Here is a 13,735-nt window from a genome sequence, read left to right on the forward strand (position 1 = left end):
CTTATTCTTCTTCCTTCTTCCAGAATCCATACTCATTAATCAAATAATCTACCATTTGTTTTAGCTTCTCTTTATCATTTTCTTCAATTTCAGCAGTTTCTTCACCAGCATGTGCGGAATGACTAGAAATATTAACAATTCTATTTGCAAATGGATCTGGGTTCCCATCAACAGTTTTAAGAAGGAGATCAGGCCATTTTTTATACCCAAGAAATGTTGCTGTTTTTTCTAAAATATTTCTTAAGAAATTAAAATGATATTTTCTTATTTGATCGCTTGCGATTGCATTTTTTATTTCGGAAAGTAAGTACAAATGATATGAAAAAGGAATAATATTAGACAGTTCTTCTAATTCAGCCGATGCATCACTATTTTTACTCAGGCGATAGTTCTGAAATTGGTTTGGTTTATAAATCAACTCTCTATCTTCAGTATCTGGTTTTTTGTATAGCTTGTTATTAAGTTCGTTAAGCAGAACGTTATAGAAAAGCGGGTTATGGGTCGTAACGATGAATTTCAGAGGTTGTGGTGCAGATTTAATTAAAAGTGCAAGATCAACTGCCAACTCAATCAAGTGGTTTTCATCTAATGAACTTACAGGATCATCTATAAAAATGTATTCCAAAGTATTAAAAGCATCTGTGGAGCGATTGCTTACATCTTCAATATCTAATTCAGAGAGCACTTGTTCTAACAAGGAGTAAAATATACTCCAAATGAAGTTGCTTTCTTCGCCTTTTGAAATTTTAATCTTTTTTAATCTTTGATCATTACCACTTTCAATCGAAAAACCTACTTCAGAAAAATCTGGACTGAAATTTGGTGTTAATTTACTATTAGTATAATGCTGAAAATTAGTTGTGATGTTTCTATCTTGTCCTTGTTCCTTAAGCAACCAAAGTAACCAATCAGTAAAAGTGTTGGACTGAATTTTGAGTTTTGGCTTTACGTCTAACTCTAGATCATTATCCCAATAGAATAAATCTTCCGTAAAAGCACTGTAATAGAGAATCTTAGTGCGAGCAGGTTCTACTTGCTCATCATCACCTTCATTGATGGACTTGGGCACGACAAGCTCTTTAAACCTTCTTGAAAGTCGAGTTTTACCTGTGCCATTAAAAGCATAAATGAGTTGAATTTTTTTATTAGAGTCTTTGAGTCGCTGAGCGATATCTGTTAGTGATTGGCTCATGCTAGACATTATCCTCTACTTTTGGAAAGCTCAATAAAAGCTCACGATAATACTCATACTGTTGCTGACGCAATTCGATCTCACGCGGTAAGCCTTCGGTAAGTGAGCTGGTTAAAGCGTCAAACTTGTCTAAGATGGTGACGATGCGTTGTTGTTTGGCAATGGACGGAATAGGAATTTTGACCTCTAAAATTTGACCTTTTCGCAAGTTTGTTTGACTTGCACCATCATCGTGTTGTAGTAACTGTGGAGTACGATTCAAGAAATAGTGCAAGAATTTTGGTAATAGAGTCATGTCGTCCTTTACAGTAATGCCTCCTATACGTTGATTTAAAGTATATTTTCCATCTTCTTCAACAAAAAAAGTCTTTGCAAGTGCCTTACCATTCGGCAAGTCGCTCATTACTATTAGAATGTCGTTGGAGAATAACGGGCAAATCTGTTTGTCAGAATACTTTGCAACATTACCATCTGTAGATATGAATTTTGAGTTTACAACGATATATTTACCGTCAGCTGATATGTCTTTTTCATGCCCTTTACCATTAGAAAAATTAGCTACCTCATCTAAAGTTTTCCACTCAACTTTGCCTTTTTCAAACGTTAATAACTGGTCACGATAGTAGGCATATTGTTGCTTACGTGCTACAAGCTCTGTGGTAAGCTCTGCGGTAAGATCCGTAAACGCGTCTAAAATTCGGACGATTTTGGCTTGGATGTCGAGGGACGGGATGGGGATTTGAAATTTTCTAAATCCGTTCATATCTACAGAAGCAAAACTAGACATAGTGGTGTTGTCTTTGCACCAATCAGCCAACAAGAAGCAATAATAAAAGATGAATTTCATTTTAAACCTATCAATATAAGCAGGTTTTAAAGATAAATTAGTAAATCTTTGATTTGCTAGAAATGGGACGGTGACTAAAGCATGTTCACCAATCGTTGCAGAAGTTGACATTATAATTGAGTGAGCTGGAAATAAATTACCCCCTTTAATAGCAGTCATAGAGACTTTTTGCAAAGAGTCGTCAAGGATTTGGCCATTTTCACGAATATCGTCCATTCTAAACCAAGGGATATCACCATTTTCCCAAAACTCAGTTTTTGATTTTGACGGTGTATAACCATTTTTTAATTGGAAAACTTCTGATATTTCCTTCCATTCAACTTCAACCCCATCAAGCAACCTTTCCATATAACTTAATTCACTCATGCCTCAATCTCCGCAACGATTTTATCAATATCAGCGCGGAGCTGGTCAATCTTAGCAACGGTCGTTTTTAGCTCAGCATTAAGGGTCATGATATCAATAACTTCGCGTATGTCCTCCGCTTCTACGTAGGCGCTGACTGACAAGTTATAGTCATTCTTAGCCACAATACTGTTATCAATGCTAACAGCTAGGTAGTCCTCATTTGTTTTTTCATCAAACAGCTGCATAATCTGTTCGATATTTGCGTCAGTAAGAATGTTGGTATTGGTCTCTGATTTAAATAACTTACTGGCATCGATAAATTGCGTTTTATTATCTGTTTTGTGTTTGGAGAGCACTAAGATATTAACAGAAATGGTGGTGCCAAAGAATAAATTGGGCGCAAGGGATATCACCGATTCTACATAGTTACTATCTATAAGGTACTGACGGATTTTTTGCTCAGCACCGCCCCGATAGAAGATACCAGGGAAGCAGACGATTGCTGCGCGACCTTTACTGGACAGATAGTTCAGCGCATGGAGTACGAAGGCAAAGTCCGCTTTAGATTTGGGCGCAAGTACACCAGCGGGCGCAAAGCGCTCATCATTAATTAGGGTAGGATCGTCGCTGCCAACCCAGTTCACAGAATAAGGAGGATTAGAGACAATCGCATCAAAAGGTTTATCATCACCAAAATGCGGATTTAACAGGGTATTGCCCAGAACGATATTAAACTTGTCGTAGTTGATGTTATGCAAAAACATATTCATTCGTGCAAGGTTATAAGTAGTATGGTTAATCTCCTGGCCAAAAAAACCTTCTTCAATGATATGATTGTCGAAGTGCTTTTTGGCTTGTAGTAGCAGTGAACCTGACCCCGCTGCTGGGTCATAAATCTTATTAACCGTTTCCTGCTTGTGCATGGCAATTTGTGCAATCAGCTTAGAGACGCTTTGTGGAGTAAAGAACTCACCCCCTGATTTACCAGCATTAGCAGCATAGTTAGAAATCAGATACTCGTAAGCATCACCAAACAAATCAATTTGATTGTCAGAGAACTGCTCTAGCTTGAGATCAGCGACTCCTTTAAGCACCGCTGATAAGCGTGTATTCTTATCGGCAACGGTATTACCTAAACGGTTGCTAGTGGTATCAAAATCAGCAAACAAGCCTTTGATGTCAGGCTCAGAAGGGTAACCATTGGCTGAACCTTCAATAGCCTTGAATATGGCTGCTAAGTCTGTATTAAGGTTCTCGTTTCTGTGAGCACTTTTAGCGATCGTGGCAAACAGTTGGCTTGGGTAAATAAAGTAGCCTTTAGTTTTAATCGCATCGTCTTTGATATCATCAGTAATCACACTATCAGGAAGTTCAGCGTAATTGACGCTCTCATCACCTGCTTCAATATAGCTGGAGAAATTCTCACTGATAAAACGGTAGAACAAAGTTCCCAATACATACTGCTTAAAGTCCCAGCCATCGACTGAACCACGAACCTCGTTTGCAATTTGCCAAATTTTGCGGTGAAGTTCGGCACGTTGTTGGGTACTGGTCATAATAAAATCCTGTAAAATTAATGTTTATAAAATATCGAAATATGTGATAAATACCCCAACCATAGGATGCTTATTCAGGTTTGAGTGTTACTTTTTTCTCAGAGAATGAGAGTAATTTTTTTTGCAGTCCACTTAACCATTTTTGTAGCATCGTTTCATCGCATTCTTTTTCATAAAAGCCAGTAGGATGATTAAGCGTTTCGTAGTTACCCAATAGCGGTGCCGCATCTGTCCAAGAGATGGAGCTCTTGACTATACTCATCATAAACTCTGGCATTTTGCGTTCAAGTTGGTCGTAGCTGTCAACCTTAACGATAAGCGTCGATAAGCGTTTATCAATATCTACAGTATATACCTCAAAAATAGAAAATCTTTGGTTAGCGTACTGAAACCTAGCTTCCATCATGATACGTGGAAGTCCACTTTTAGTTCTGTGCCTACGACAGTACTTAACCTTAGGAAGCTCATGATATTGTATGGCCAAATCATCGATAGAGTGCTTAGCTTTAAAGCGTTCTAAAAGAGAAGTAATGGCCTCAAAGTCTTTTGCATTATTAACGGTCTGATCAGAGATATCTTTGATATTCTTAAAATCGCCTTTAGGAACGTCGCCAAATACAGTTGCTTCATCAGTGGATACAACAGCTGTCTTGGGTTCGCCATCAATACCTTCCTCATCTGCTAGTTTAGGACCGTTACGTGAGCTGATTTTTTGATAATCAATGTTTGTTTTAATAGGGTCTTGAAACTGTAAGGCGACCTGAGGTGTCATTATATTTTGTTTGCTTCTATCAATATCAGCATTGCTGGCATCATCAATAGTATGTGAGTTGTCGCTATTTTGAGGTTTGACCTTTACTTCCTTAGCCGATGGATTGATAGACTGTCTGTTATCTACGAAATGCTCTCCTATGAAGTATACCTCAGCATTAATTTTAGATGTTAGATTGGTAATAGACAGAATTTCATTAACTCGATACACACCGTTTTTATCTACATAAAATTTAGCTCTGATCTTAATATTTTTAAGCGGTGGTGGTGTGAAATTAAAAACCCAGTTTTTGTAGTCACCATTAGATCTGGTTTCTTTCATTAGGTGCCAATGGATACTATCATAGCTTTGGCGCATCTCATTATTTAGTAGTAACCAAGCTAAATGACTTCTCAGCACATCATCTTTAAAATCTTTTTGGGTAAGTGAACAGTACGATTCCACTTCAATGACATGACGTTTATCAGTAAAACGGGTCTTAAAATCGGCATTTAAAACTCGCTCCTGAAGTGCAGATGTTGCTAAGTATGCATTATAAAAAAACAGAACTCTGGCTAATTCAAATTTTGGGATATGACATACCGCTGAAACATTACGAGTACCTACTGCACTTAACGTAATTGGAGCAGGAGACTCAAAATATTTAGCATGGAAATACTCAAAACTAGACCAATATTCTAAATCTTCAATAGTAAACTCGAAAATAGGTCCTTTTTTGCTACCGTCATATTCATTTGAGTATATTCTGCCGCGACATAGAGCAGGCGCATTGCTAAATTTTATGCCTTTCCATTCGTTTTCATTTCTGCTGTTGATATAGTTTACCGTTATTAACCAATCCTTGTAACCGTCGCCTCTCGATAGAGAGCCTATATTAGTCAAAAGCACATCACTAGGTAGGCCCACTATTTCCATAATTTAAATTCCAATTTTCTGTTTCAATTAAACGGCTTATTGATCTTTGAAAACGGTTAGCTTCTTCAGTTAACCTTTGCTCACTTAATCCAGCCTCACGTAGTATTATCCAGTCTGACAGTGACTCACCGCTAGATATTCTAGATATGTATACCCGAGTCAGTCGCCTAATTTGATAGTCGCTTACACTCTCACTATACCGAATGAGAAAGCTTGAGACCAAAGGCAGTTTTTCCAAATTCTTCTCAACTGTCGAAGAGGTCTCGGCTTGCTTTAACCACCAGTTACTCGATCTTCTAGGGCTATCTAGATCCCATATTAGGATGTTTTTGATGTTTATTAGCTGCCTTACATACAATCTATCACGCTTGCCCCAGTCATGTTTAAGTCCGTTTTCAATATGTTTATTATGATGGGACCTATTATAAGAAAGCAGCCATGGTTTATCATGACGGTAGAGCCAAGCATATAACCCACCATCTTCTTGTCGAGCTTGCTTGATGCTTTTCTGACACTCTACTACTAAGTTTTGCCATTGGTCGCGTTTAAGTTGGATGTTTGAAGGAGACTTTTCGCTAGGTTTTAGTACTTCATCTTCTTTTTCTATATTCAGCGCACTTACATGCGAAATAATATTTTTAAAATGCCAGTTCTTGCCAATAAATGCTTCAATGACAATAAGATGTTGAAGGTAGCTGAAGCTTTTTCTGTGTTTACGAAATATTGAACGTAACCAGCTATTATCTGCATCTAAATCATGCAAGTTAAATTGACGTAAACTACTGATACTCCATCTATCTAATAGCTTATTTACGATACTATCAAAGTCGATATGTCCCGAGCCTCTATTACAATTGGCCGACAGGGCTAATTTTTTGTAAAACAGAGACCATTGTTCATAGCTAGGAGATGGTAAAGGCGATAAGGTTAACAACTCTAGGGCTTTACGGGCGACAAAAATATCTGTTTCGGATGCATGCGGTTGAACAATGGCAACATTACTTTTAAAATTGGCTGAAACGTATGAATGCCGTGTAATAGGACGAAAATCAAGCTCAGAATCTATTAAAGATCCATGTTCAAGGCAGCAATTTACTCCTTGTATTTGCCATAGTCTTGACCAGTAACACTCACCCAAAATTTCTAGCTGTTTCTTAAAACAAGAAGGGCAGTAACGTACTTTTTTAGGTGCAGGTACTCTGGAAGCGTTTAGTCCTACTGCTAGATGTACGGAACCGCGTGACTCTTCTTTCATCCATGCTAAGCATTGTCTGCGTCTATCTTCAGGAATAAATGATGCGTAAATAGGAAACAGGGTGTGGCTATAGATTAAGATCTCTATTTTGTATTGATGGCTATGATATAACTTTACGATAGCAGATATCTGATTAGGTAAATCAATTGTGGCGATCACTTTTCGATTATCAAAAACTTCATCAAGCAGCTGCTTTGGGCTCGTAATACCAGCTCTGACACCAGCTCTAGCAATGGCGCTATAAATCAGCTCGTCTTCATAAAGCATGGGAAAGTTAAGCATTTTAGATAGCCTCTAACCACTTATTAAAGTCGAAAATTATCTCATTATTATGCTTCAGGTAGTCATAGAACGGTAATGCTTTAGACTTTTGGCTGTATAGGAATCTAAGGTCATTTTTATCAAGTTTTTGCCACTCATTCTTCTTAATAAGATTTGGTTTTTGTGCTTTTAGCATATTACTGTGATTACTTTTATCTGGTATTGACGGACGAGCCTGTAAATCTGTTAACTGTTGAATCGCTATAGTAAGGAGCTGTGGCGTTTTGGCACTAGAATGTGTTTTTACGATTTGTGTCACTACAGTAGGGAGCAGCTCTGAATCATAACCTATATCCTTGAGTAAACGATGCAACCTAGTGCTTGACTCATCACCCTGATAAACAGCCTCATCGTCTATATCATCTAGTTTTTCGTTAATACGCTGTTGGAACTGTAGTATTTTCTGATCAACTTCTGGAATGACAAGGTCTGAATACTCTGCGATACGGTTGGCGACCCCTGACTGTAAGGCTTTTATCATTGGATGAATCGGTTTTAGATCTTCTTCATAGGTTATTTGTAATACTCTGACTGTAATTTTTTCAATGCCAGATTCTATTGCTCTAAATTGAGCTAACACAAATATTTTTACGACAATATCTAAAATGCCTTGTGATAGTTCATACCATACATCGCGTATCTCTTGAGATAGCTCAGTATCAGCTCGACTTAGCCATTGATATTTCCACAGCGTATTTGTAAATGAATGCCATTCCTGAGAAGTGTTTTCAGCGCTTCCTTGTTTCATTTGTTCCCAAAACACAGCACCCATTCCAGCACTACGTCTAGCAGAACGAAAGTCTTGTTCAAATATAAAACGGGCTTTAGGTGTACCAATCATGACAACTGGTAGATTAATTGTATTAACTAGCGTGACAAAAAAATTCAACATTTTCTCGGCACCGCCAGATTTACTGATACTCAAATGCTGGATTTCATCAATAATTAGTAAGCCGATAGCATGATGGTTCGACAGTTGCCCCATTAAATTCATTAATGTTTCAATACTGTTTCTTTTTTGACCATATCTTTTTTCGTAGTTTGTGCTCAATGCATTATCAATAGCACGAAAAAAATGTAGGCAGAGGCTTTTTAGAGAGCCATCATGAGGACAGTCGATTTTTAGGTATACGATTTGAGTGAAGTTATGTTTTGTATGGTAGATACACTGGGGATAGGTAGTAAGGATACGATTAATTGTGGTGGTTTTTCCACTGCCTGAGCAACCTATGAATGCTAAGCTACTAGCTGTGGATTCTAGCGAACCGTACTGAAAGCTTTCTGATTCACCATCTTTAACTCTTCGATAGCCTTCTTGTAGAGACTGAGCTAAGTCACCACTTCGTAAATTTCTCCCAACGTAGCCTTCACGTAGCATGATAGAAAGTTTACTCTCGAGTTGGACATGCCGAACAATTGGCTGAAAAAAATTATTCATCAGTCCTACGAGTAAATGGGCTCTCTTGGTAGGGCTTGCACTTTTATCTGAATATACGATATCAACACGACTTCTAAGGGCTTCAATAACAGCTTTCGGTTCAGCGATAGGAGGTAGTGCTTCAATAAATGGATTATCATTGTATCGAGGTATATCCGTTTTTCTATAGTCTGCTGTAACAGTGTTTGGCGATAGCATATCATTCATCCTCAAATAACAATGATGTATAAATCGGATTGCTTAGTGCCAGCTCTTCATCAGATCGGGAGTTTGGAGAGTCATCTTTGATTACTTTCAAATGAGTCTTGTTTTTAATGTGATGAGATTGTTTTTGATGATGGCGTTCTGAAGCTTTTTCTGTATCTCGATTACTTCTAATTTTTGAGATTCGGGAGTTCTTAGATTCATTACTGTTATTCTTTTTCATTTCAGACTCTTTTAAAATAGCCTGTATTTTGTCTTCTAAGTCTGTCAAAGCAATTCTGCTTTCTATTTCTTGTTTTGAATTGGCTACTTTTTGTATCTTTTGAACCTGCCATACCTCCCACCAACTACAGTTTTTGAACTCCCTTGAGCGATCAGCAAGTGTTCCAACCCAATAATTTAGACTATTTTCCCCATAAAAAATATAAATTTTTGAGGCATCAATTAAATCATATGCTACCTGAATAGATTTAGGTCTATTAACAGTACCTTTGCGATGTAACCAGCCATTTTGCAAGATCTCGGAGCATGTATAATAAACACCGAACAACTTTATACCTAAGTTCGAGATAGTTGCTGTATGTCGTGGTAATAAAGCTACATGAATGCTACTTACATCGACAGCTCTTAATAGGCCAGATCTGTTTTGTAATCCCCAATTCCATATTTTGATTGGTACAAGTGGCATATCAGGCGGCATATCGGCCTCTCTATCATAGCTAGGGAGGGGATGATAATTATTATGCATGAGAATGGAATTCAGAATAATCCTAGTAAAATCTGAAATGGTCAAAGTGGCATCTACGCGATAGTCATGTCCACCTCTCCGGACTTCTTTTTTGCCTTGTACTACACCCATTCCAGTTGTATAAGGTTTAAAGTTTGCTTGAATAGTATTGAAATATCTTTCGACGATACCTTTCAAATCACCTCGATAAGCAGGTGTATTCTCAATCCTTACAGAAAAGCTTTTTTCAAGCGTTTCAATTTGAGAACCTAATAACTCTCCTCTATCCGCAAGTATAGATTCAGGTAAGCCGATACATGGCCAGTCCTCTGTAGAAATATCTATACCAAATTTTTTGCATATGTCTGTTTTATCGCACACGGCAGTTTTAATAGCTTGTGCACTTGTCACATAGGATGGGTTTTCAAATCCTATATAAAAACCCGTCACCATTCTGGAAAACACATCTGCTACCAAATAAATAATTGGTCTACCAACGATGCTAGCTCTATCAGAGTCAGATAATAGATAAATGTCTGCTATGGTTGCATCAATTTCATACTTTGAACCAGGGCCTAGAATATGTGTATTTACTGTTGAGTGTAGCGGGCGTATGTCTTTATTAAATATCTTATCATTAGTGCGGCTTCTGAGCTTTTCTAATGTATTAAAATTAGTATCGTAATGATATTTAAATTGCCAAATAGTAGGGATTTCTGTGTCATTAATTTGAGGATATTTAGAACGATAAATTGATTGAAACTTACGATATGCATAGCCAATCGTATGCTTACTCTGGTTTAGTAAGTGACGATTTATGACTATATTAAATAACCTTGCAACTTCAGCAGTTATAATCGTACCTTTGCCTTCGCTATAAATACGAGGTCGACCAAGTTTCTTCTTTATTTGACGTTCCTTACCATCTTTACGCTTATTTGTACGTATAGGTAGTAAAGCATTAGGAGTCTGTCCTCTCTGCCAATAATTCCTTAGTAAGCGATATAAAGTTTGTTTAGTAGTTTTATTTTGAGCTAAGACATCATTAATTAATGGGCCTCTAACGTTTGCCTCATAGTGATCTGGGTCTAATATTATGGGAGATATTAATGCATAATTATTATCTCGCTTAATTGCTCGTGATGAGGCGCTAGGTTCATTAGTCAGACGTAAATTCTCATAAGGATCCTGGGTCAGTGTACAAGCCTCCTCTTCAATGAGTACATTCAAGCTTAGTCGGTCTATAAACTCTGGCAGAGCGGATTTATCATCAATATTAATCCAAATATATCCAGATGTTATTTCACGCAATAACCTGAATTTCGTTTGCTTATATTCATAAACATCATTAATTCGAAGCATGTTTGAGCTCCTTGTCTATGTAATTAGAATAAACCTTATCTACTATGGATAGTTCAGCACAAACGATTTTTCGGTAATCTTTTCGTATATCAAAGCTGATATAACCATGGGCTATTAAATTCTTTAATTTGCTTAATGCTGTACCAAGAGGATGGTCGTAAGCAGAGTCAATTTTTTTACAAAAATCTATGATTTTTAGAGTAGGATTTTTAATCATCTGTTCTGAATAGAAAGTAAAATCATTTTTTTCAATAGCAATCAGATAAGTATTTTTAGAGGGATATAACCATTTTATATTGTCAGTTACAGCTCTAGGGATATCTTTTTCAGTAATGATTTTGAAATCCACATCTTTTTGTTCCCAGTATCTGCGTTCTAATTCTAATTTCTCTATAGTCCTATTATCATCTAAATGATTGCTATATTTAGCTTGCAGCGCTAATTGAGACGTTACTGATTTAATGTTTTTAGATATAACGTAAAAGTCAGTAGTCATTATTTTGAGCTCACCTTTTTGAGATGGATGCTTAATTCCTACATCATCAGCAATTTGCTTAGTTATATTGATATCTAAAGGGAACTGCTCTTGTATATCTTCAGTATTACTTTGCCACTCAAAAAGCAAAAATACTGCAAGCTCAAGATCAGAGAGTAGGTGGTGTGTTCGTTTAGTCTTGTGACCAAAGACACGGTGAGATCTTCCAAGTGAGGATATATCAGCTATTTTGACAAATGGCTGATAATCTTTCGAAGACTCAGTTGTTGTAGGTCCTTTTCTATTTTTGTTATTCACAAAAAAATCCTTTGCCATCTCGTTAATACAAGATAGCAAAGGATCAATCATCACACAATAGTATGATAGGCAATTAATCAGTATGATAAGTAATTACTTGGTATGACAGGTAATTACTTAATGACATAAATCAACAACTTATATAATTATATCATTCTACCGTCACTGATTTGGCAAGGTTACGCGGCTGATCGACATCGGTACCACGCATTACGGCTACATGGTAAGACAGTAGCTGTACGGGTACGCTATAGATGATGGGGGCAAGCGTCTCGCAAACCGCTTTGACATGCACCACGTGCAAGCGGTCTTCAGCATTGATGTGGCTCTCTTCACTGGCAAACACGAACAGCTCGCCATGACGCGCGTGCACTTCTTGCATATTGGCTTTGAGCTTATCAAGCATGCTGTCTTTTGGCGCGAGCACCACGATCGGCATGTCTTTATCAACAAGGGCCAATGGGCCATGCTTGAGCTCACCTGCGGCGTAACCTTCAGCATGGATGTACGAGATTTCTTTGAGCTTGAGCGCGCCTTCTAGCGCGATAGGGAACTGCAAACCGCGGCCTAAAAACAGGCAGCTTTTCTTGTTTTCAAAGTGCTCTGCCATTGCTTTAATGGGCGCATCAAGATGCAAGCTGGCATAGAGCTGCCCCGGCAGTTTTTGTAGCTCGCTGATATGGTTGGCAAGGGCATCATCGTCAATGCGTCCTTGAACGTGACCTGTTTTTAGCATGAGTAGCATCAGCGCTACCAGCTGGGTGGTAAAGGCTTTGGTTGAGGCGACGCCAATCTCAGGACCTGCTAGGGTTGGCAAGAAGATATCTGTTTCACGAACCAATGAGGAGGTAGGCACGTTACATAGGGCCAGACTGACCAGTCCTGCTGGGTTTTGCTTTTTGATATCGCGTAGGGCAGAGAGGGTATCAGCCGTTTCACCAGACTGAGAGATACAGATGATGAGCGAATCCTCAAGCACCACAGGGTTGCGGTAGCGAAACTCACTGGCAACCTCAACAAAGCAAGGCAGGCGCGTGATACTCTCAAACCAGTACTTGGCAACCATACCCGCATGGTAGCTGGTGCCGCAGGCAATGACTTGTACGTGACGCACGCCCGCTAACTGTGCTTCATTGCGCGCCAAAAAGTCATCACGCAATACTAACTGGTGCAAGTTATCAACTGCCATCTCAAGGGTACGCGCGACGGCATCTGGCTGCTCATAGATTTCTTTGAGCATATAGTGCTTGAACTCGCCTTTATCGGCATTGTGCTGCTTGGCGTCGATTTCATGCACTTCGCGGCTGACCTCTTCGCCATCGACATAGACTTCAATACTATTGCGCGTCAGCTTGGCAATATCGCCTTCTTCTAGATACATAAAACGGTTGGTCACTGGCAATAGCGCCAGCTGATCTGAGGCGATAAAGTTTTCACCGATACCCACACCGATGACCAGTGGTGACCCCAAACGTACCGTCACCAATTCATCTGGCGTATCGACATGAATGATGCCAAGGGCAAAGGCGCCATGCAGTTTCGGAATCACCGCGCGTACGGCTTCTAGCAAGTCATTGGTCTGCTCATAGATGTCATGAATCAGATGCGCCACCACTTCGGTATCGGTCTGTGAGGTAAAGGCATAGCCTTTAGCAATCAGCTCTTCTTTAAGCTCAGCATAATTCTCAACGATACCATTATGTACCACGGCAATTTTGCCAGACACATGCGGATGCGCGTTACGCTGTGCAGGCTCGCCATGGGTCGCCCAGCGAGTATGGGCAATACCGATATGACCATCAAAAAAATCGGTACTGGCGTCGACCGCATCGACCAAGGCCTGTACTTTGCCCACTTGGCGCTCACGATGTAGCTCGCCGTTATGGATGATGCTTAGACCTGCAGAGTCATAGCCTCGGTATTCTAGACGCTTAAGACCCTCAAGCAAGATATTTGCAATATTACGCTCAGCAACGGCGCCAACGATTCCGCACATGGCTTTTCC

General features: G+C 38.9%; 9 protein-coding genes. All 9 read right to left on the reverse strand.

Features of this window, described 5'->3' with window-relative positions:
• Window position 1: 1 nt before the first annotated feature.
• Window positions 2-1,192, reverse strand: coding sequence for an AAA family ATPase (locus tag ACFI32_RS11710; RefSeq protein ID WP_462626772.1), 1,191 nt, complete (start codon window positions 1,190-1,192; stop codon window positions 2-4).
• Window position 1,193: 1 nt separating this feature from the next.
• A complete protein-coding gene (locus ACFI32_RS11715; protein WP_462626773.1) occupies window positions 1,194-2,405 on the reverse strand; it encodes a restriction endonuclease subunit S in 1,212 nt (403 codons plus the stop codon).
• Window positions 2,402-3,943 carry a type I restriction-modification system subunit M gene (locus ACFI32_RS11720; protein WP_462626774.1) on the reverse strand — a complete coding sequence of 514 codons (1,542 nt, stop codon included), beginning with the start codon at window positions 3,941-3,943 and terminating at the stop codon, window positions 2,402-2,404. The genes ACFI32_RS11715 and ACFI32_RS11720 overlap by 4 nt, the downstream gene beginning before the upstream one ends.
• A gap of 70 nt (window positions 3,944-4,013) precedes the next feature.
• Window positions 4,014-5,630 carry a Tn7-like element transposition protein TnsE gene (locus ACFI32_RS11725; protein WP_462626775.1) on the reverse strand — a complete coding sequence of 539 codons (1,617 nt, stop codon included), beginning with the start codon at window positions 5,628-5,630 and terminating at the stop codon, window positions 4,014-4,016.
• The gene (locus ACFI32_RS11730) at window positions 5,608-7,167 is read right to left on the reverse strand and encodes a TnsD family Tn7-like transposition protein (protein WP_462626776.1); all 1,560 of its coding nucleotides are present in this window, start codon (window positions 7,165-7,167) and stop codon (window positions 5,608-5,610) included. The genes ACFI32_RS11725 and ACFI32_RS11730 overlap by 23 nt, the downstream gene beginning before the upstream one ends.
• A 1-nt stretch (window position 7,168) precedes the next feature.
• On the reverse strand, window positions 7,169-8,842 hold the full coding sequence (locus ACFI32_RS11735) for an AAA family ATPase (RefSeq protein WP_462626777.1): 1,674 nt from the start codon (window positions 8,840-8,842) through the stop codon (window positions 7,169-7,171).
• 1 nt (window position 8,843) lies between these two features.
• Window positions 8,844-10,937: a Mu transposase C-terminal domain-containing protein gene (locus tag ACFI32_RS11740; RefSeq protein WP_462626778.1), complete on the reverse strand. Its 2,094-nt coding sequence runs from the start codon at window positions 10,935-10,937 to the stop codon at window positions 8,844-8,846.
• Window positions 10,924-11,730, reverse strand: a complete 807-nt coding sequence (locus ACFI32_RS11745; protein WP_462626779.1) for a TnsA endonuclease N-terminal domain-containing protein — start codon at window positions 11,728-11,730, stop codon at window positions 10,924-10,926. The genes ACFI32_RS11740 and ACFI32_RS11745 overlap by 14 nt, the downstream gene beginning before the upstream one ends.
• A 151-nt stretch (window positions 11,731-11,881) precedes the next feature.
• On the reverse strand, window positions 11,882-13,726 hold the full coding sequence (gene glmS / locus ACFI32_RS11750) for a glutamine--fructose-6-phosphate transaminase (isomerizing) (RefSeq protein WP_462626780.1): 1,845 nt from the start codon (window positions 13,724-13,726) through the stop codon (window positions 11,882-11,884).
• Window positions 13,727-13,735 lie beyond the last annotated feature (9 nt).

The organism is Psychrobacter sp. PSi21 (genome assembly GCF_054960615.1).